This is a genomic window from Planotetraspora phitsanulokensis (assembly GCF_016863295.1).
GTDB lineage: Bacteria > Actinomycetota > Actinomycetes > Streptosporangiales > Streptosporangiaceae > Planotetraspora > Planotetraspora phitsanulokensis.
In genome coordinates this window covers 1-18,312 of the sequence record NZ_BOOP01000062.1, presented here as the reverse complement: position 1 = coordinate 18,312, position 18,312 = coordinate 1, and the positions used below count along the sequence as shown (strand labels likewise).

Annotated in this window: 18 protein-coding genes and 1 riboswitch; of the genes, 8 read left to right on the top strand and 10 right to left on the bottom strand. The window is 67.3% G+C overall.

The genetic code is table 11. The features are described 5' to 3' along the window. Positions 1-148: 148 nt before the first annotated feature. Positions 149-544 carry a hypothetical protein gene (locus Pph01_RS42070; RefSeq protein WP_204078870.1) on the bottom strand — a complete coding sequence of 132 codons (396 nt, stop codon included), beginning with the start codon at positions 542-544 and terminating at the stop codon, positions 149-151. Between the two features lie 121 nt (positions 545-665). Here Pph01_RS42070 and Pph01_RS42065 point away from each other — a divergent pair, with 121 nt between their 5' ends. Together Pph01_RS42065 and Pph01_RS42060 are read left to right on the top strand one after the other, a co-directional pair. Then, positions 666-974, top strand: a complete 309-nt coding sequence (locus Pph01_RS42065; RefSeq protein ID WP_204078869.1) for a hypothetical protein — start codon at positions 666-668, stop codon at positions 972-974. Next, a complete protein-coding gene (locus tag Pph01_RS42060) occupies positions 971-2,911 on the top strand; it encodes a hypothetical protein (protein WP_204078868.1) in 1,941 nt (646 codons plus the stop codon). Before Pph01_RS42065 ends, Pph01_RS42060 begins: the two co-directional genes overlap by 4 nt. A 10-nt stretch (positions 2,912-2,921) precedes the next feature. Here the strand turns inward: Pph01_RS42060 and Pph01_RS42055 are convergent, their stop codons facing one another. From Pph01_RS42055 to Pph01_RS42030, 6 genes are all read right to left on the bottom strand, one after another. Continuing rightward, the gene (locus Pph01_RS42055; protein ID WP_204078867.1) at positions 2,922-3,380 is read right to left on the bottom strand and encodes a hypothetical protein; all 459 of its coding nucleotides are present in this window, start codon (positions 3,378-3,380) and stop codon (positions 2,922-2,924) included. A gap of 360 nt (positions 3,381-3,740) precedes the next feature. Further along, entirely contained in the window at positions 3,741-4,079 is a 339-nt protein-coding gene (locus Pph01_RS42050; protein ID WP_204078866.1) for a fumarate reductase subunit D, read from the bottom strand. Between the two features lie 18 nt (positions 4,080-4,097). Continuing rightward, positions 4,098-4,508: a fumarate reductase subunit C gene (locus Pph01_RS42045; RefSeq protein ID WP_204078865.1), complete on the bottom strand. Its 411-nt coding sequence runs from the start codon at positions 4,506-4,508 to the stop codon at positions 4,098-4,100. After that, positions 4,505-5,248 (bottom strand): succinate dehydrogenase/fumarate reductase iron-sulfur subunit, encoded by a 744-nt coding sequence (locus Pph01_RS42040; protein ID WP_204078864.1) that lies wholly within the window; start codon positions 5,246-5,248, stop codon positions 4,505-4,507. The genes Pph01_RS42045 and Pph01_RS42040 overlap by 4 nt, the downstream gene beginning before the upstream one ends. A gap of 5 nt (positions 5,249-5,253) precedes the next feature. Then, positions 5,254-6,999, bottom strand: coding sequence for a fumarate reductase (quinol) flavoprotein subunit (gene frdA / locus Pph01_RS42035; protein ID WP_204078863.1), 1,746 nt, complete (start codon positions 6,997-6,999; stop codon positions 5,254-5,256). 63 nt (positions 7,000-7,062) lie between these two features. Continuing rightward, entirely contained in the window at positions 7,063-7,296 is a 234-nt protein-coding gene (locus tag Pph01_RS42030; protein ID WP_203883489.1) for a hypothetical protein, read from the bottom strand. Between the two features lie 345 nt (positions 7,297-7,641). Between Pph01_RS42030 and Pph01_RS42025 the strand changes: the two genes are divergently transcribed. Continuing rightward, positions 7,642-9,804, top strand: coding sequence for an amylo-alpha-1,6-glucosidase (locus Pph01_RS42025; RefSeq protein ID WP_204078862.1), 2,163 nt, complete (start codon positions 7,642-7,644; stop codon positions 9,802-9,804). Here Pph01_RS42025 and Pph01_RS42020 read toward each other — a convergent pair. After that, entirely contained in the window at positions 9,801-9,929 is a 129-nt protein-coding gene (locus Pph01_RS42020) for a DUF1931 family protein (protein WP_204078861.1), read from the bottom strand. The genes Pph01_RS42025 and Pph01_RS42020 overlap by 4 nt on opposite strands. A gap of 153 nt (positions 9,930-10,082) precedes the next feature. Between Pph01_RS42020 and Pph01_RS42015 the strand changes: the two genes are divergently transcribed. Then, positions 10,083-10,841 carry an SDR family NAD(P)-dependent oxidoreductase gene (locus Pph01_RS42015; RefSeq protein ID WP_204078860.1) on the top strand — a complete coding sequence of 253 codons (759 nt, stop codon included), beginning with the start codon at positions 10,083-10,085 and terminating at the stop codon, positions 10,839-10,841. 178 nt (positions 10,842-11,019) lie between these two features. Here Pph01_RS42015 and Pph01_RS42010 read toward each other — a convergent pair whose 3' ends face one another. After that, positions 11,020-11,622 carry a TetR/AcrR family transcriptional regulator gene (locus Pph01_RS42010; RefSeq protein ID WP_204078859.1) on the bottom strand — a complete coding sequence of 201 codons (603 nt, stop codon included), beginning with the start codon at positions 11,620-11,622 and terminating at the stop codon, positions 11,020-11,022. Positions 11,623-11,767: 145 nt separating this feature from the next. Between Pph01_RS42010 and Pph01_RS42005 the strand changes: the two genes are divergently transcribed. The 3 genes from Pph01_RS42005 to Pph01_RS41995 all read left to right on the top strand — a co-directional run bounded on the left by Pph01_RS42005 (position 11,768) and on the right by Pph01_RS41995 (position 14,619). After that, a complete protein-coding gene (locus Pph01_RS42005) occupies positions 11,768-13,159 on the top strand; it encodes a DUF3533 domain-containing protein (protein WP_204078858.1) in 1,392 nt (463 codons plus the stop codon). Positions 13,160-13,601: 442 nt separating this feature from the next. Continuing rightward, on the top strand, positions 13,602-14,027 hold the full coding sequence (locus Pph01_RS42000) for a VOC family protein (protein WP_204078872.1): 426 nt from the start codon (positions 13,602-13,604) through the stop codon (positions 14,025-14,027). Positions 14,028-14,112: 85 nt separating this feature from the next. Beyond that, complete coding sequence (locus tag Pph01_RS41995; RefSeq protein WP_239117415.1) at positions 14,113-14,619, top strand: pyridoxamine 5'-phosphate oxidase family protein; 507 nt, start codon at positions 14,113-14,115, stop codon at positions 14,617-14,619. A 122-nt stretch (positions 14,620-14,741) separates the two neighbouring features. Here Pph01_RS41995 and Pph01_RS41990 read toward each other — a convergent pair whose 3' ends face one another. Continuing rightward, positions 14,742-16,886: a hypothetical protein gene (locus Pph01_RS41990; RefSeq protein WP_204078857.1), complete on the bottom strand. Its 2,145-nt coding sequence runs from the start codon at positions 16,884-16,886 to the stop codon at positions 14,742-14,744. 412 nt (positions 16,887-17,298) lie between these two features. Beyond that, positions 17,299-17,393, top strand: a riboswitch (cyclic di-AMP (ydaO/yuaA leader). 118 nt (positions 17,394-17,511) lie between these two features. On the opposite strand from Pph01_RS41990, the gene Pph01_RS41985 reads away from it, so the two are divergent. Next, positions 17,512-18,267 (top strand): class II glutamine amidotransferase, encoded by a 756-nt coding sequence (locus Pph01_RS41985; protein ID WP_204078856.1) that lies wholly within the window; start codon positions 17,512-17,514, stop codon positions 18,265-18,267. Positions 18,268-18,312: the final 45 nt, after the last annotated feature.

Here is an 18,312-nt window from a genome sequence, read left to right as displayed (position 1 = left end):
CCCGGACTGTCGTCTCATCGGCTGGGGCGCGAGGATCTGGAGGATGTTCGACTTCATGCCTCGACCATAGGAAGTCGCGCCATCGGCTTCCACTTCACCGCGTGCAGCGGATTGTCGGGCAGCCTTTGGAGCTCTGCCGCGAATTCCATCATGTGATGGAGCACGGCCCGCCCGTACCGTGTTGGGCCGCCGCAGGTTCACCATCGAAGCCGAGGGCGATCGCGTCGAGAGCCGACCGGATCACGGCCGGTTCCAGCAGGTCGACGAGTGGCCGGGATGCCGCTTCCAGACAGCCGAACGCCGCCTTGTGCTCGGGCCGTAGTTCCCCGCGCCGTTTGTCGGGCAGGAAGGCGTACTCCCGCGGCATCGCGCGAAGATCCTCGTCATCCGGCCTGCTCGGAAGGTCCTTGACGAGCGTGGGGACGAGGGACAGCAGGGCGTACGTCATCGACGTCGTACGCCGACGGGTCCACCGGGACTCCGGCGTCAACCGCCCGTAGGACGGCGCCGTGAGCGTGCGGAACATCGAAGCGGCCCTGACCATCGCCCATGGAGTGGGGAGACAGGCTCTTCGAAACAGGAGATTGTCACGATATGCAAACGCGAGTCATATGACTTCCGTTGCATTCCTAGTATTTCTGGGTGCGTCGAGACGGGGAGGACCGATGGGGGATAAGGTGCCCAATCCGCAGCTGGCGGATTTGAAGAAATTACGCGCAGACTGGGCCGCCGAATACGAGGAGCTCAAGACCGCGATCGACCGGACCGCGAAGGACTTCGGCGGCGGCGAGGTCATCAGCGGCGCCTGGCGCGACAAGCAGGCACCGGAGATCACCGGACGCAAGGACCGCGTGCACAGGCTCGTCGACGACGTGCTCGATGCCATCGACGCGGCCATCAAGGGGCAGCCGGAAGAGGTTTCCGAGAACGAGGCCAGGAACTACCACCGAATGCGCGCGGGGAGGCTCGGATGACCGGGTTCAGCGGCATGAAGGTCGGCCAGTTCAAGATGACCGTCAAGAGCATGTCGGACGGCGCCGGCGTCCTCAAGGATGCCAAAAGCAGGTTCACCAAGAACTTTTCTGAATTGGGCGTCGACACCGCGAGCCTGAACGAGCTGGGCAGGATCGGCGGCGAGATCGAGGGCATGCTGCCCGAGGCCAGGCGGCGACTGGACCTGGGTGTCGCGCTCGAACGCCGCAAGGACCCGTGGCTGAAGAACACAGACGCCACGACCTACGTGGCCGAGCCTCCGTTGTCCGTGGCCGACGCCCGCGCCAAGGGCAAGGAGCTGGCCGACAGGCTCAACGCGCTCAACAGCAGCGACGGCGCCAGCGCCGAGGAGATCCACAGGATCGCCGAGGAGTTGAAGGCGTACCAGGACGACCCCGAGGTACTGGCCGCGTTCTTCACCGGCGTGCAGCCCCCGAACCGGCTCACGTCGTTGCCGAACCTGATGTACGCGTGCGGGAGCAAGACGGCCACCCAGGACCTGGAGGTGTTCTCCAAGGCACTGGGTGTGGCGATCAGCGCGGAGAACCTGACCACGCCGGGCATGGACAAGGTCAAGCAGGCGCTGACCACGTCGGGCGGGGTACCGGGCACGAATTGGGACAAGCTGGCTCTGTTGCAGTACGGCAAGTTCCCGACCGACTTCGTCAAGCTGGCCGCCAAGAATCTGGCGCTGGACGACTTCGCGAAGGACCCCGACCAGGATTTCCGCGGCGGCTTCGCCAGCTCGCGCGCCTACAACGGGGCGGTGTCAGAGGACAACGTCGCGCTGGCGCTCAACATGCTCGGCAAGGACGACGTCGCGGCGCGTGACGTGTTGTGGAACATGAATCCAGGCGACTACCGCAAGACCTTCACCCAGCTCCTCAACTACTCGCGGATGCGCGACGACGTCGGGGACGCGCTCGGCCTGGCGATCGAGGCGGGCGGCGGCGTGCACACCGAGGAGCCCGGCAAGCACAGCCCGGGGGCCTCCCAGTTCGCCTTCGAGTGGATTCTCGCCGCCGGCGTCAAGGGCAAGGACGTCAACTGGTCACTCAAGGACTCCAACGCCAACCTGGCCTCCTCCTACAAGCACGAGCTGACGACCGGCGCCCGGATCGACGACGCCAGGAGCCGCGAATCCGGCATGGGCGCGCCGCCGGACTTCTCCACCATCCCGGGTCTCACCCCGTCCTTCTACCTGAACCCGAAGGACACCTACAACTTCATCAAGACGTTCGCCGACCACGAACAGGCCACCCAGTCCTTCGACCAGGAGATGGGCGCCTTCAGGCACGACCTGCTCGTCATCGCCGCCAAGACCGACGCGGAGGCCCTGAAGACGGGCAAGGACCCGCACAACTTCCAGCGCGCCGCCGGCGCGCTGGGCGACCTGGCCGGGCTGGAGTACGCGGCGATCGTCAAGGTGCGGGGCGACCAGGACGAGTTTGACGCGCAGATGCGCAGCCTGATGAAGGACGTCGTGACGGTCGGCCTGATCGACCGCATTCCCATGTCGGGCGCGGTCAAGACGTTCGGCTGGGAGGCCACCAAGTTCATGGTCGGCAAGGGCCTGGACAAGTGGGCCGGCGGCGACGAGAACAACACCCGAGTCGGCAAATTCGACAACGCGACCGACGCCTGGGTGGCCGCCCAGCGCTACGAGATGGCCTCGATCCTGCTGGAGGCCGGCTACCCGGCGGACCCGCCGTTCCCCCAGGAGCTCACCAAGGACGGCAAACCCCTGTCGGTCGACGAGATGACCAAGGACAAGGACAAGCTGAAGACCTTCAACGACTGGATGGACAAAACCGACATGGACGGCGACGGCTCGACGTTCGACCAGAAGGTCGAGGAGGGAAACGACGCGGTCACCAGCAAGGAGCCGGAGACGGTCGCGAAGGAGTACGAGAAATAGGGCCGGGCGGTCACATGCAGGCGGTCTGGCCCTCCACCTTGACCGCCAGGGCGTCCGCCTGCGCCAGGGTCATCGTGTAGGTGAAGCTGATCTCGGGCTCCTGTTTGACCTTCTTCACCTGGCGCGAGTCGGTCTTGTCGGACTGGTCCGGCCCGCCCGTCGCGGTCTCGTAACCCGCTTCGGAGAACCGCGCGCCGATGGTGCGTTCGGCATTGTCGAGCGTGTCGTCGGCGTCAGGGTTGTTGGAGGGCAACGTCGCGCTGGCCGTGAAGACCCGCTTGAAGGTCCCGTCACCGCAAGCGACGTTCTCCGTCGCCGGGCTGGTGATTTGCGGCTCGACCCACTTCTCCCACGCCATGACCTGCCGCCCGTCCTTGGCCAACTGGGCGCCCGATTCGTCGATCGAGCCGCCGCTGCAGGCCGTGAGCAGCACGGCGATGGCCGCGAATGGAATTAATCGCCTCGACACCAGCCCACTCCTCCTACGTCGTCACATACCGCGTGGGGGCAGCTTAGCGAAATGTGGAAAGCGCCACGGGAATCGCGCGGCAGTGACCGTGCCCTGAGCTGTACGGCGGAACACGGCGGCGTCCAGCGGAACCGGCGCACGTAGGGACGTTGTCCGAAGCCTTCCAAACTGGCTACTCGGGTTCGATTCCCGTCGTCCGCTATCGATGCACAAGGCCGTCGGATATCGTCGATCGAATCGCCTGCGTGCGAATTAGTTCGCGATGCTCTTCCGTTCGCGCTTTTGGAGGGCTTTCTCGGCCTCGTCCAGCGGCCGTAACCGGGACATGGCCAGCCGTGGTACGCATCCAACTCGCCGATCTCACGGGACTGCCAGCAGGAAATAGCCGGCCACTGCCGACCCAGTCAATGCTCCGCCGTAGCAGAACAGGGTGATCGCCCTTTCGAGGTGCTTGAGCTGCAGCCCGTCATACAGGGCGTAGCGGAAGCGGTGCGCCCAATGGAAGAGCGCCAGCACACAAAGGCCCAGAAGAGCGACGCGCGTGACGGGGTGGCTCAGTACGGCGGACAGGTGCGCGTGGTCGGGCGGCGACACCCAGCCCAGCGGGAACGCGAGGCCGAAGAGGAACAGCAGTGCTGGGATCAGCAGGGCCGACAGCACGCCGCCGGCGCTGAACAGCAACCACAGGAACGGTTCCATCGGACGCCTGGCCATCGTTCACCCCAAAATCAGAAAAGCCGCGAGCGCCGATGCGAGCATCCAGGCCACAAGGTTGCCCGCGCCGATCACGGCCGGCGGCAGGCGCCTGCCGCGCAGCCGTACGACCATCGCGTGCGGCGAGAGCGTGAACAGCCAGGTGACGGCGTGGAGCAGGATGAAGCACAACGCGACCACGTTCAGCAGGAGCATTCCCGGTGTGGCGCTCCAGTCCAGGAACCGCCGGTAGTCCTCCGGCCCCTGAGCGACCGCGTTCACCAGCAGCAACAGGAACACCACGAACCATGCCACGAAAACGCTGCTCAGCTCGCGGAGCACGAACAGCAGATACGAGCGGCGTCGCAGCCACCAGAAGACCGGTACGCGAGGCCGGTACCACCGAGGGTGGAATTGCGTGTACTCGACCTTCATCGTGCCCCCCTTGGCAGAAGCAAGGCCTTGAGGGAGTCCATGGCCGCCGTGAACTTGTACCGCTGAATGGCACCTGCCGGATCGACGTCCTTCGGGCAGACCGCGCTGCACTCGCCCACGAAAGTGCAGGCCCAGATGCCGTCGGCCTCCGAAAGGACATCCATCCGCTCCGAGGCACCCTGGTCACGCGAGTCGAGGTTGTAGCGCTGGGCGAGAGCGATCGCCGCCGGGCCGAGGAACTCCTGGTCGAGCGCGTAAACGGGGCAGGCCGCGTAACAGAGCATGCAGTTGATGCACATGCTGAACTGCTCGTACTCCTCACGCTCCGCCGGCAGCTGGGGATACTCTCCGACGGCCGGTGGTTCCTGCTCCGATCGGATGAGCCAGGGCTTGACCCGCGGCAGCTTGCGCATGAAGTCGCCGATGTCCACGACGAGATCGCGCACGACGGGAAAGTTGGACAGCGGCTCGACGCGTACGGGACCGGGCGCATAGTCGCCCAAGAAAGTGGCACAGGTCAGCTTCGGCTCGCCGTTCACGGTCATGCCGCAGCTCCCGCAGACGCCCATCCTGCAGGACCAGCGGTAGGAGAGCGTGCCGTCCAGGTGGTCCTTGATGTGGTTCAGGCCGTCGAGGACGGACCAGTCCTTGCGCAGCGGTATCTCGTGCTCCTGCGTCATCGGCTCGGTGTCGCTCTCCGGCCGGTAGCGGGTTACCCGCAGGATGATGCGATCCACCATGAGCGTCACCTCCCGTATACCCGCTCTCCCGGGGGCCACCTGGTGATCGTCACCGGCGGATACTCCACCCGCCGTGACCCGTCGGCGTCGCGGTAGACAAGCGAGTTGGCGAGGAACCTGTGGTCGTCGCGGGCCGGGAAGTCGACGCGCTGGTGTGCTCCACGCGACTCCTCGCGCAGCAACGCACAGTGAACGATGGTTTCGGCCACGTCCAGCATGAACGACAGCTCGAGAGCGGCGAGCAGTTCGGTGTTGAAGGTCCGGCTGCGGTCCTCGAGGCGGACGGAGCGGAACCGCTCCTGCAGGACTCTGAGCCTGTCGGCGGCCTTGGCCAGTGAGCTCCCCGAACGGTAGATCCCCGCGCCTTCCTCCATGGTCGCCCGCATCTCCTCGCGGATGGCGGAGATCGGTTCCTTCCCGCCGTCACGCTGGAGCAGGTCGCGTTCCAGCCGCCGCCGCTCGTCCTCCACCTGCGCCCGTACGGCTGGCCGTATAGCGAGATCTTGCGCGCCCGAGGCGAACGAGGCGGCGGCCACTCCGGCACGGGCACCGAACACGAGCAGTTCGGGCAGCGAGTTGGACCCGAGGCGGTTCGCGCCGTTGATGCTGACGCAGGCGACCTCGCCGGCGGCGAACAATCCCTCCAGTGGAGTGGCGCCGTAGATGTCGGTGTGGACTCCGCCCATCATGTAGTGCACGACTGGCCGCACCGGGATCAGTTCGCGGACCGGGTCGATGTTCTCGTAACTGCGGCAGAGCTCCCGTACGAAGGGGAGCCTGGCGTCGATGACCGTCTCGCGGAGGTGGCGCAGGTCCAGGTGCACGATGGGCCCGTAGGGCGTGTCGACGGTCCGGCCTTTCTCGACCTCCTTGACGAACGCCTGCGACAGGCGATCCCGCGGCCCCAGCTCCATGCTGCGCAATACAGGCGTGGGCGAGGGTGTGCCGAGGTCGTAGTCCTGCAGGTAGCGGTAGCCATCCTTGTTGATCAACCAACCACCCTCAGCCCGAGCCGCCTCCGTGATGAGGATGCCCGTGAACGGCAGGCCGGTCGGGTGGTACTGGACGAATTCCATGTCCTTAAGCGGGGCACCCGCCCGATAAGCCAGACCCATGCCGTCGCCGGTCTTTATGGCGGCGTTGGTGGTGAAGGGGTAGATCTGGCCGCATCCGCCCGTGCACAGGATGACCGCCTTGGCGGTGATGGCCTCGATCCGGCCCGACATCAACTCAACGGCGACGACGCCGGCCACGCGGCCGTCGTCGACGAGCAACTTCGTCACGTACCACTCGTCGTAGCGAGCGATGCGCTCATAGCGGAGGGAGGTCTGGAACAGCGTGTGGAGCAGGTGGAAGCCCGTCTTGTCGGCGGCGAACCACGTGCGCATCCTCTTCATTCCGCCGAACGGTCGTACGGCCACGCGTCCGTCGGGCTCGCGGCTCCACGGGCAACCCCAGTGCTCCAGCCGGAGCAACTCCTCGGGTGCCTCCTTGACGAAGACCTCGACTGCGTCCTGCGCGCACAACCAATCCCCGCCCGAGATCGTGTCGTAGGCATGCTCGTCGAGGCTGTCATCAGGCCGGATGACAGCCGCAGCACCGCCCTCGGCCGAGACCGTGTGGCTGCGCATCGGATACACCTTGGAGACGATCGCCACAGTCAGCCGCGGGTCGTCCTCCACGACGGCGATCGCCGCGCGCAGTCCTGCGCCACCACCGCCCACGATCAGAACGTCATGCGAAAGCGTCATGGCCTCGCAATCAACTCATGGGATGTCGCCTTCAGCTCCGTGCCCCGGCTACGGGTTCACCTGTCAGGACCCGTGGTTCGCACCGACCTCATCTCGGGCGACTTTCCCGTCGTGCCGGACTGTTGTCACCTCGATGCTGCCGTCGTGATATTCATGACGGCTCCTGCGGCAGCCGCAGGAGAAGTACTCATCCCTGATGACCAGGCCCTGTTCGTCGTCGTCCAGGTAGTGCTCGCCGTCCACGGTCTTCCCGCACGGCGCCTTCTCACCTGTGAAACGGGTCTTCGTGCCAACCATCGTCCGCTCCCCCGCAGACGGCCAAGCTCACAGACAGCCAGGAACTCCCGGCTTTAGCGGTGAACCGGAGCCACGACCCCGGCCCGCACCGGTCTGTTGCATATACACCCAGCATCTCACCCAGCCGACGCTGGGAAAAGTCCTGTGATCAAGATCCCCGAGACGGGCGGTGACACGAGAACTTCAAGCTCCATGAGGGGCCAGTGCGATCGGCTGGCGAGTTTTGTCAATTTATGTGCTTTTCCCTGGATTCCGTCGCACATGTACGGGGGCGATTCCGGTAAAATCACTCATAGAGTGAGTAATGCGGCCAAAGATCCATAAATCGGATAGGGGGCCGTAGTCATGGATGGATGGACGTTCGAAGGGCAGCCGAAGACGCTCGAGTCGACCATGACGCTCGTGGCAGGGGGCTCCTTCTGTGTCTCCGCGCGGAACGGGGACATCCTCCCGGGAGGAACGCAGGGCGTCTTCTACGCCGACACCCGGCTGCTGTCCCAGTGGGAACTGCACATCGACGACGCCCCAGTCGAGGAGTTGCAGGTCCTGGCGGCCGAGCCGTACCACGCGACCTTCATCGGCCGCGCCACCCGGCGCCCCGGGCAGTCCGAGAGCACGCTTCTCGTGATCAGGGACCGCTATACGGGAGGGGGCCTGTGTGAGGACATCGTCCTGCGGAACCTCTCCGACGAGCCGGCAGGATGCGTGGCGTCCCTGAACGTCCACTCCGAAGTGTGCGACCTGTTCGAGGTGAAGACCGACCGCGTTCGCCGTGTCGCCGACGTGGAGGCGACCGCCGAGGCGCGGGCGCTGCGCCTGTTCTCGGTCAGCCGGGCGCGGGGCGTGCGCGTCGTGGCCGGTGGCGACGACATACCCGTGCTCGTCGTACCCCCTGGCCTGCTGATCTTCCGCGTGGTCGTGCCCGCCAGAGGCGAGGTGCGGATCTGCCTGCAGGCGAACCCCATCATCGACGGTGTGGAGTCGGAGCCCTGGTTCTCGGCCACATGCCCGCCTCAGCATGCCGAGGCGGCGCGCTGGCTGTCCGAGTGGGAGGTGGAAACGGGAGCCGTCACCACCTCCAACACGACGCTCGCCGGCATCCTCGACAGATCGCGGACCGACCTGGGCTCGCTACGGCTGTTCGAGTCCGAGCATCCGGACGAGCCGCCGTCCATCGCGGCGGGGGCGCCATGGTTCATGACCCTGTTCGGGCGTGACTCCCTGCTGGCCTCGTGGCTGGCCCTGCCACTGGACCAGAACCTCGCTCTCGGCACGCTCCGCCGGCTGGCCCGGCTCCAGGGCGTCAAGGTCGACCCGCTCACTGAGGAAGAGCCCGGGAAGATCATGCATGAGCTGCGGTACGGCGTGCGCACCGTCGCATCGGAGTCCGGCGTGCGGGCGTATTACGGCTCGGTGGACGCCACTCCCCTGTTCGTCGTCCTCCTCGGGGAACTGCGCCGCTGGGGGCTGCACCGCGGCGCGGTGGACGAGTTCATGCCGCATGCCGACGCGGCGCTGGACTGGATCGAGCGGTACGGCATGCGGGACGGCTTCCTGTGGTACCGGCGCAAGACCGACCAGGGCCTGGTCAACCAGGGCTGGAAGGACTCCTTCGACGGGATCAACTTCGCCGACGGGTCGCTCGCCCGGCCGCCCATCGCCCTGGCCGAGGTGCAGGGATACGTCTACGCCGCCTACCTCGCCCGCCACTACTTCGCGCGGGAGGCAGGCGACACCGAGACGGAGCGACGCTACGCGGCCAAGGCGGCGGAGCTGCGCCAGGCGTTCAACGAGAAGTTCTGGCTGCCGGACCGCGGCTACTACGCCATGGGGCTCGACCGGGACGGCCGCCCCATCGACGGCCTCGGCTCCAACATGGGCCACTGCCTGTGGTCCGGCATCGTCGACCGAGACAAGGCCGGATCGGTGGCCGAGCACCTCCTGTCGCCACAGATGTTCACCGGCTTCGGCGTGCGGACCCTCGCGTCGGACATGGGCGCCTACAACCCGATGAGCTACCACAACGGGTCGGTGTGGCCCCATGACAACGCCCTCATCGCGGCCGGGCTCATGCGATATGGCTTCATCGACGACGCCCTGTTCATCGTCACCGGCCTGCTCGACGCGGCGCGGGCCTTCAACGGGCGGCTGCCGGAGCTGTTCTGCGGGTTCGACCGCCAGGAGTTCCCCGTGCCCGTGCCGTACCCGACCTCGTGCTCGCCGCAGGCGTGGGCGTCGGCCACTCCGATCCAGCTCGTGCGGATCCTCCTGCGCATGGACCCGTGGGTGCCCATTGGCAAGCTCTGGATAGCTCCCGTCCTGCCCGAGGGGTTCGGGTCGCTGAAAATCTCCCACCTGCCCCTCGCCGGGACCAGGATCACCGTCGAGGTGGGGGACGGCAGCGAGGAGGTGCCCGTCGTCACCGGGCTGCCCGAGGAGATCAGCCTGATCGCCGGGCCGCGCCCAGCGAGCGCCGCGTCCCTCCACGCGGCGCGGCAGAGCGGCTAGAGCAGCAGCTCGAAGACGCGTATCGCGCGCTCCCACTGCTCGGTGGCGGGATTCTTCAGGTCAGGATCGATGATCTTGAAGGTGCGCGCAAGGGCCAGTGACGCCCCGACCACCGCCCTGGGCACTTGGCTGACGTTTGACCTGCGGTTTCCTAGCCTTGTCGAAGCGGGCCGCGTCGACGTGGTGCGGCGCGGGGCGTTGGTCCCCGACGGCGCGACGTCCGAACCGGGTGACCGGTCGTCTGCGCCGGGCATGTCCAAAACTCCCTGGAGGCCGGCATGACGAACGTTCAACAGGGCGGCAGGGTCGCCCTCATCACGGGCGCGAGCAGGGGGATCGGCGCGGCCGTGGCCCGATTGCTGGCATCCCGGGGCATGCGGGTCGTCGTCAACTACCGCAGCAGCCGCGACGAGGCGGACGACGTGGTCGCGTCGATCAGGTCCGCCGGCGGCCGGGCGATGGCCGCGCAGGCCGACGTGCGCGACGAGCCCGCCGTACTCGGCATGGTCGAGCAGATCCGGGGCGCCATGGGCGAGGTGGAGGTCCTGGTCCACAGCGCCCTGATCCCGTACGCCATCAAGTCGTTCGACGAAATCACGTGGGACGAACTGGGCGGCAAGCTGGAAGAGGAGATGCGAGCGGCTTTCCTGATGACGAAGGCCGTCGTCCCGGGCATGACAACGCGCGGTTATGGACGGATCGTCTACCTGGGCACCGTGTTGAGCCGGCGGCCGCGTCCGGGCATGATCGCGCTGGGAACCTCGAAGGCGGCCCTGAGCCAGTTCGCCCGCTTCGTCGCGCAGGAGTTGGGTCCTCGCGGGATCACCGTCAACGTGGTGGCCCCGGGGCCGGTCGAGACCACCATCACCGATGTCTTCGGTCAGGAATTCAAGCAGCGCCACGCGGCCCAGACGGTACTGGGCCGCATCGCCACCCCTGACGACGTGGCCCGGGCCGTCGCCTTCTATGCGGGTGACGACAGCGGATTCATCACGGGCACCACCGCGCCGGTCAACGGCGGACTGGCCATGGACTGACGCATCCCGGAAGGGAGTCCTCGCTGTGCACACCATCGACCTGACCTACGAGGGGCTGGGAACAGCGGCCGATGGGTTCGGCGCGGCGGTGTCCTCCAGCCCGTCCGCCTAGAGCTCTTCGGGCCTTGAAACCACAGGGTCCTTCCAGGCGACGCCCAGCGTCCAGCAAGCGCAGCGGTCAGGAGGTGGGGACGGCGAGGCCGGTGGCGAGGTGGTCGAACGCTTGGCCGATGAGCGCTTGCAGGCCCTCGATCCCCGTTTCCGGATTCCACGTTATGAAGGCCGAGCGGAAGACCGACCCGATTGCCGCCGCGAGCAGTCGTGGATAGAGGCTGCCCGGAGGGCATCCGATGCGGTCGGTGAGGACGTCGACGAGCCTGTCCTCAAGGCGGAAGACCGCATGCAAGGTCTTCGTCCTCAGTTCGGGAGACGCGCTGAACAGCTCCTTGCGTGCATGCCAACCGGTCTGTGCGGCGAAGCTGGGCATGGTGTCGTCCATCGCCCGGCGCAGGGCCGTGAGCGGTGGTTCATGTGATGGCCGCGCGGCGAGCTTGGAGGCGAGTTCGTCGGTGAGGCGCTGGTCCCAGGCGAAGAGTGCTGCCTCCTTGCTCTCGAAGTAGTTGAAGAAGGTCCGGCGGGAGACTCGGGCGGCTTCGCAGATGTCGTTCACGGTGACCGTCGAGGGGTCCTGCTCCAGGAAGAGCCGGATCGCGGCAGCGCGCAGGGCCTCACGAGTCTCGGCCTTCTTGCGTTCACGGAGTCCTGGAACTGCGCCCTGCATGTCGATCAAGTCCTCTCACAACCGGCGGGGGCCAGCGTACTCACCATAGGTGTTTGCACGGGTGCAGTGTTGCACGAGTGCAAGAATCGCTAGCCTGAGCAGCATGGCATCTGCGCACGCAAAGAAGAAACGCCCTGGTGAGATCATGCGGACACTCGCAATGGGGCTCTGGCTCCCCGCGATCTTCCTGGCCGGACTGCTCTTCTCCTTTCTGCTGGCCTTCCACAACCCGACGCCGCACCACATCGAAGTCGCAGTCGCCGCCCCGCCGGCCACGACAGCGCAGCTGCAGTCCCAACTCGACACGGCCGTCCCGGGCGGCTTCACCCTCCAGCCGGTCGATACCGCGGCCGAGGCGCGCTCGGCGGTCCTGAACCACGACGCGGTGGCGGCATTCGTGCCGGCTCCGCACCATCCCCAGCTGTACGGCGCCAAGGCGGACGGCGCCGCCATGGAATCGATCATTCGCGAGGTCTTCACCTCCGCAGCTCAGAAGCCCGGCGCCACCCTCGCCTTCCACGAGCTGGTCTCGACAAGGCCGGGAGACAGCCTGGGCATCAGCCCGCTGTACCTTCTGATGGCCTGCACTCTCCCCGCCTACTTCCTGGTGGTCGCCATGCAGCGCGCGGTGGGCTTCAGCCGTCGAGCACATGTGGCCACGATGGTCGGAGGCGGCGCCGTCGCCGCCCTCGCCTGTTACCTCACGGGTGCCTACGGGATGGATGCGATCCCGCAGCATCCGCTCGCGCTGCTGTACCTGTTCCTGCTGACGCAGGCCGTGTCACTGACCTCGTACGGGTTCGTGCCCTTTCTCGGCCCGTTCTTCCCAGGGGCCGCCGTCACGCTGTTTGTCCTGCTCGGCGTGCCTTCCAGCGGCGGCACCGTCCCCATCGACCTACTCAATGGCTTTTTCCGCTTCCTCCACCCCGTCCTGCCTATGGGCAATGCCGCCGATGCCCTACGCCTTGTCGACTACTTCGACGGCCGCCAACTGGGCCGACCTACCGCGGTGCTCTGCGCCTGGATCGCGACAGGCGCAGCTCTCATCGTGCTCGGGTACCTCAAGCAATTAAGACAGCTCGTGCGCGAGGCACAGGCAGGCATGACGGGATACGTCCCCGCGCCTCCTCCGGAAGATCCCACCGTGGAGCTCCCCGAGCCGGTCGCTCTCCCTCCGCACCGGCACCATTTCGGCGAGCAACTACCGATACTGACCGGGAGAGTCAGCGGTCTTGCCGGAGAACCACTGTCGGCTACGATCACGGTCACCGACCCGCACGGCCGCCAACTCGTCCGCACCCATACGGACCAGAACGGCGAGTACGCAGCCACCGGCTTCCACGACGGGTTCGCCATCGTCGTCGCCGGCGCCCCCGGCCGGCAGCCGGCCGCCTCACGCCTACTGCTCAGCCCGGCCACACCCGTGAACCAGGACTTCATCCTTACGCCTGCCCAACAGGCCGTTCCGGGATATACGAGCAGCCACCGAGCGACCATGATCTCCCATGACCGCGGGGCGGCCGGTCGCACACTGTGACCGAACTAGCGCAGTTCAGAGCGCCATTTTGCTCCGAATGCGCTGCCCGAAGCCGCCTCCGAAACGCTGTGACATGTGATGAGGTGCGGTCGGTGCCGGTGGGGGTCTGACGCGGCCCCCAGGTTCACCGCCCAGAAGAACGCGGTCGCCATCTCCCGCGCCCGCCCCGCGCGGAGGCCCGACGACCAGCCGGGCACATGGTGCGTCATCGGCCCGGACAGGAACGGCCCGGACACCGTGTGCGCGGTCTACCTCCCGCGCTCCCAGGCCCAGCTCATCGCGGCCGCACAGTTTTCGGACGCGGCACCTCATGGCGGTGACGGGCCAGAACTCAACATGCTTCCTGGTGTCGAGAACGTGGCGATGGCTCCGTCCCAGGTACACCAGCGGCCCGCAACGGGCCGCGCGACGAAGAAGGAGAACCACCATGACGCTCCAGCGGATGGACAACGTCGGCATTGTCGTCGACGACCTTGAGGCTGCCATCGCGTTCTTCGTAGAACTCGGCATGGAACTGGAGGGCAAAGCGCAGATCGAAGGCCTCTGGGCGGACCGCACCGTCGGACTCGACGGCGTCCGCTGCGACATCGCGATGATGCGGACCCCAGACGGCCACGGCCGGCTGGAACTGGCGAAATACCACACCCCCGCGGCGATCGGCGCCAGACCGGACAACCCGCCGCACAACACGCTGGGCATGCATCGCGTCATGTTCGCCGTCGACGACATCGAGGATGTCATTGCCCGCCTGCGCACTCACGGCGCCGAACTCGTCGGTGAGCTGGCCCAGTACGAGGACAGCTACCGGCTCTGCTACGTCCGCGGCCCCGAGGGGATCATCATCGCGCTGGCCGAGCAGCTCAGCTGACAGCCCGTCGCGGCCGACCTGCGACCAACCAGAACGATCCGCTGGACGGACCAAGAAAACGACAATGAAAACGACAATGAAAGGGATGACCGTGCAACCGAACGAAATCACCGAGGTTCTGAACCGGCCGATCAGTCAGGAACTGCTGGCTCGCGACGTGACCCGCCTGGCCTACGTCGCCAAGGACGGCACACCACGCAACATCCCGATCATCTTTGCCTGGAACAGCTCGGAGATCGTCATGTGCACTGCGAAGAACGCTCCGAAGCTCCAGGCCTTGAGCGAGAACCCGATGGTCGCCCTGACGATCGACACCGAGGCGCACCCGCCGAAGATCTTGCTCATCCGCGGCCGGGCCGAGCTGGACTTCGTCGACGGCATCCCGAACGAATATCTCCAGGCGACCAGCACCTACGAGATGACGCCCGAGCAACGAGTTGAGTGGGAGGCGGAGGTGCGTTCCCTCTACCACGACGGCATGGTCCGGATCGTCGTGACCCCGACCTGGGCGAAGCTGATCGACTTCGAGACGACTCTGCCAAGCGCGGTCGAGGAACTGATCCAGCAGCGGGAGGCGCGTCAGTCTGCCTGAGCGCATTGAGCCTTGGCCGATGGCCCGGCCCCGCACCTCGAAACAGCCGCCTTGGCGGACGATCGCAAGGTATCCGTCAGGGATTGGTCACCCCGCCTGGTAGGCACCGACCCCGGCGCCCGTCAGTTCCCGAGTTCGGCCAACACGGCAAGAAGCTGACGGCGCTCCTCATCGTCCCGGCGGGCCTGCCGGCCGTAGACGCCGGTGCCTTGTATCGCGGCATCGCCGTGCGCCAGTTCACGTAGCTCGGGCAGCAGTGGGGCGGCGTCCGCCCCCAGTTCCCGTAGCGACTCGACAAGCCATTTCCCGGCTCCCACCCTCGCGAGGCGCCGCCGTACGGCGTCGACGAGCGGTGCGGCCTCGCCGGTCACGCGGCGGATCGCCAGCGCGGCGTCGGCGAAGTGGTGACGGTCGTCGAGCAGGTCCCGCAGTCGCGGAACGAGATCCGCAGCGGCCGGTCCGATCAGGCCGGCGAGTTTGGCCGCGTCCGCCACGTGTCTGCCGCTGTCGAGCGCGTCGGCGGCGGCACGGAGCGGCGCGTGCGTCTCCCCGGCGTCCAGCAGCAGCCAGGCCGCCTCGATCCGGACCCCGATGGCGGACGCGTCGTCCCCTCCGGCGGTGACGGCGATATCGCGCAACGCAGGAAGAAGACCGTCCAGGGGTAGCCCGTGACGCAGCGCCGTCCGCGCCGCCGCCACGGGTCGGCCGCCGGCGGCGGCCTCGGCGACGCAGGCGCTCACGTGGCCGATGTCCCCAGTGACCGCGGCGAGCGCCTCTGCGCATTGGAGGCGACGTGGCCAGGACGCCTCCGGGTCGTCGCGGACCCGGGTCAGCGCGGGCACCGCCGCCGCGGCCGCGGGGCCGATCGCGGCGAGCGCCTGGACGGTCCACCACTGGTCGTACGGGATGAGCGGGATGAGTTCGGGGACGGCGTCGGCCGCATCCGGACCCCAGTGGCGCAGCATCCGGGTCAGGGCGTTGCCCTCGTTGTGCCACCGGTTCCTGGCGAGCAGCGCGTCGTAGCCCCCTGACTGCTCCGGCTGCTCCTGAGGCAGCGCCGCCAGCCGTCGTCGGACCGCCGTGAGCAGGTCGGGATCGCAGGTGACGCCGGTGTCGATGAGTAGCCCCAGGACGTCGGGGGCGATCCGACCCGCGGTGAGCGCGGTCGTGAGCGGCTCGCGCCAGCGCGGATCGCCGAGGGCAATGAGGATTTCCAGGCCCGAGCCGAACAACCGCGCCTCGTTCGAGTTCACGTCCTCGACGGCCGCAGGTGGCGGGTCGGCGACGTAGGCCGCGAGGGCATCGGCGGCCGCCGGAGCAGCCGCGGGCACGTCCTGTATCGCTGTGGCGGCGGCGACACGTACGGAAAAGTCGGGGTGGTCGATCCCCGCGGCCAGCAGAGGCGCCGACTCCGCGCGGGCGGAGCGTGACCGCACGCACCGCTCGTAGGTCGTCTGGATCACCGCCCGGGCGGCTTCGGCCGTTCCCCGCTCGAACAGGGCGTGGCATAACTCGGCGAACGACGCAGTGTCGATCCGCGAGACGATGTCTCCGAACGTGTCGTCCGACCAGACCCAGTTCTTCAGTGGCTCGCCGTTCAGCCAGCAGTCGACGACCGCCTCGGCTGCCGCGCCGGACCACGGGAGCGCGGCGTCGGCGATCGCCCACAGCGCACCGGCCCGGACGGCGGCCGGCCGGCCCGGTTCCAGCTCCGCGGCCAGCCACGCGGCGGTGTTCGGCGGGTCGAGGCGGCCGGCCGCTGCCAGCAGGCCTGCCAGCACGCGCGGCGACCTCTCGCGTCCGCGCCGTGCCCGCAGTGCAGGCACCACTTCGGCCGCGGACTCAGGTGGAAGGTTGCCGAGCAGGTAGGTGGCGACGTGCCGGATCTCCACATCCGGGTCGTCCAGCAGCGGCAGCAACCGCCGGGTTTCCCGGGCCAGGGCCGTACGCACGTCGGCGAGCACGTGTGGATCGGCGTCACCGGTCGCGGCGATCGAACCGAGCAGGAACACCAGGCCCTCGCGCCTCCGGGTGCCGGGATCGGCGGCAAGCCGGGCGACGAAGGGCACGGCCCACGGTGTCGCCGAGTACAGCGTGCCCTGGTGGTAGATGCTGCCGAACAGGTGCTCGGTGGCCTCCCCGGCCAGCTCCTCGTCCTGGCCGACGGCGTCCCGCAACGTCTGCGGCACGTCCGCGGCCGAGCCGTACGCGTGACCGAGGGAGGCCCAGTCGATGTCGTCGATGCCGTCGAGGGCGGAGGCCGTCATCCGTCTTCGTCCATCCCGTCTTCTCGTGTGATCGGCCGTCAGCCTAACCCCCACCGCGGGGCGCACCTGAAGCCGAAACGGCGCGGCGCCCAGCCCACCCCGCTGCCCGGCCGCCACGAGCAGCTGCTCACTGCTCCAACCACCGCACCTTGACCGAGCGCATCCACACGATCCGCACACGCGCACCGTCTACACGATCGTCCTCACCAGGCTCGGCCGTAACCACCGCACCAGTGAATATTTGTCCTATTTGCACTATTATGGTGATCTGTGTACCTTTAACACTAATGGCACACGTGACGATGGCCTCCCGTCGTCGTATTCGTTGCCGGTTCGTTGCCCGGACCGTGCGTCTCTGGCGGGGCTCGTCCCGTCTGGAGCGCTCGGTCGTCGAATCCGCACTTCGCGGAGCCGGGGCCCCACCTCTTCCGGGGTGAATCGGAGCGCTCGCCCCCAGCCAGTTGCGCCCCGTAGGGCATTTCCTGCCCGAACCCGTCAGCCAACCCGCGGAAGCAACGGCGCTTGCGTGTTTCCTCGCCTCCGATGCGGCCTCGTGGATCACTGGCCGCTCACCGTCCTCGACGGCGGCACCTCATGCGACTACCTGTGAGGAACGAAACAAGATATGTGTCGACTACTGGGCTACGTCACACGGACGCCTACTACGTTGGCCCAACTGCTGGGTGAGGCGGAGCTTCACGAGTTCACGGAGCTCTCGTGCAAGCACGGCGACGGTTGGGGGTTCGCATGGGCGACTGCGGACGGCGTGGAAGTGCGCAAGTCGCCGGACGCAGCTCGCAAGAGCCAGGCGTTCGCGCGTCACGCGCACGAGCACACCACAGACCTCGGTCTTGTCCATCTTCGATGGGCGACGCTCGGGCTGAGCGTAGTGCAGGAGAACACGCACCCCTTCACGGACGGCACAATGGCCTTCGCGCACAACGGCTCCATCCGGCCACCTTCGTCGCTCGACGCGCTCATCCCCGCAGACCTGCAGGCGAGGCGCCTGGGAACCACCGACAGCGAGCGATACTTCCTGGCGACGCTCGCCGGCGCCGAGGACGCCGACCCCGCCGAGGCGCTCGCCGACACGGTCGACCGCATTACGTACTCACTCCAGTTCAGCGGCCTGAACGCGTTGATCGCAACGCCTGAGCAGCTCATCGCCGTCTGCCGCTACGATCCGGTCGCCCAGGCGATGGAGGATGAACCGGACTATTACCACCTTCGCTATCGCGTTACCCGGGAGGGTGTCGTCATCTCCTCGAGCGGGTGGGGAGCCGGCTGGCGCTCCCTGGAGAACGGTGAGCTGCTCACCGTTCAGCGCGGAACGTTAGACGTATCGGTACGCTCCCTCGCTGAAGCACAGCTGGCGGGATAAGCGGGAGGCGGCCATGGTTGACTGGTCAGCCTCGAGCCAGTGACC

Bases quoted from the DNA above. Each gene is read 5' to 3' on its own strand.
- Pph01_RS41995 (WP_239117415.1), top strand. From the start codon at position 14,113: ATGACCGTGCAACCGAACGAAATCACCGAGGTTCTGAACCGGCCGATC.
- Pph01_RS42025 (WP_204078862.1), top strand. From the start codon at position 7,642: ATGGATGGATGGACGTTCGAAGGGCAGCCGAAGACGCTCGAGTCGACC.
- Pph01_RS42005 (WP_204078858.1), top strand. From the start codon at position 11,768: ATGCGGACACTCGCAATGGGGCTCTGGCTCCCCGCGATCTTCCTGGCC.
- Pph01_RS42070 (WP_204078870.1), bottom strand. From the start codon at position 544: ATGGTCAGGGCCGCTTCGATGTTCCGCACGCTCACGGCGCCGTCCTAC.
- Pph01_RS42040 (WP_204078864.1), bottom strand. From the start codon at position 5,248: ATGGTGGATCGCATCATCCTGCGGGTAACCCGCTACCGGCCGGAGAGC.
- Pph01_RS42050 (WP_204078866.1), bottom strand. From the start codon at position 4,079: ATGGAACCGTTCCTGTGGTTGCTGTTCAGCGCCGGCGGCGTGCTGTCG.
- Pph01_RS42060 (WP_204078868.1), top strand. From the start codon at position 971: ATGACCGGGTTCAGCGGCATGAAGGTCGGCCAGTTCAAGATGACCGTC.
- Pph01_RS41990 (WP_204078857.1), bottom strand. From the start codon at position 16,886: ATGACGGCCTCCGCCCTCGACGGCATCGACGACATCGACTGGGCCTCC.
- Pph01_RS42000 (WP_204078872.1), top strand. From the start codon at position 13,602: ATGGACAACGTCGGCATTGTCGTCGACGACCTTGAGGCTGCCATCGCG.
- Pph01_RS42065 (WP_204078869.1), top strand. From the start codon at position 666: ATGGGGGATAAGGTGCCCAATCCGCAGCTGGCGGATTTGAAGAAATTA.
- frdA (WP_204078863.1), bottom strand. From the start codon at position 6,999: ATGACGCTTTCGCATGACGTTCTGATCGTGGGCGGTGGTGGCGCAGGA.
- Pph01_RS42010 (WP_204078859.1), bottom strand. From the start codon at position 11,622: ATGCAGGGCGCAGTTCCAGGACTCCGTGAACGCAAGAAGGCCGAGACT.
- Pph01_RS42030 (WP_203883489.1), bottom strand. From the start codon at position 7,296: ATGGTTGGCACGAAGACCCGTTTCACAGGTGAGAAGGCGCCGTGCGGG.
- Pph01_RS42045 (WP_204078865.1), bottom strand. From the start codon at position 4,508: ATGAAGGTCGAGTACACGCAATTCCACCCTCGGTGGTACCGGCCTCGC.
- Pph01_RS41985 (WP_204078856.1), top strand. From the start codon at position 17,512: ATGTGTCGACTACTGGGCTACGTCACACGGACGCCTACTACGTTGGCC.
- Pph01_RS42015 (WP_204078860.1), top strand. From the start codon at position 10,083: ATGACGAACGTTCAACAGGGCGGCAGGGTCGCCCTCATCACGGGCGCG.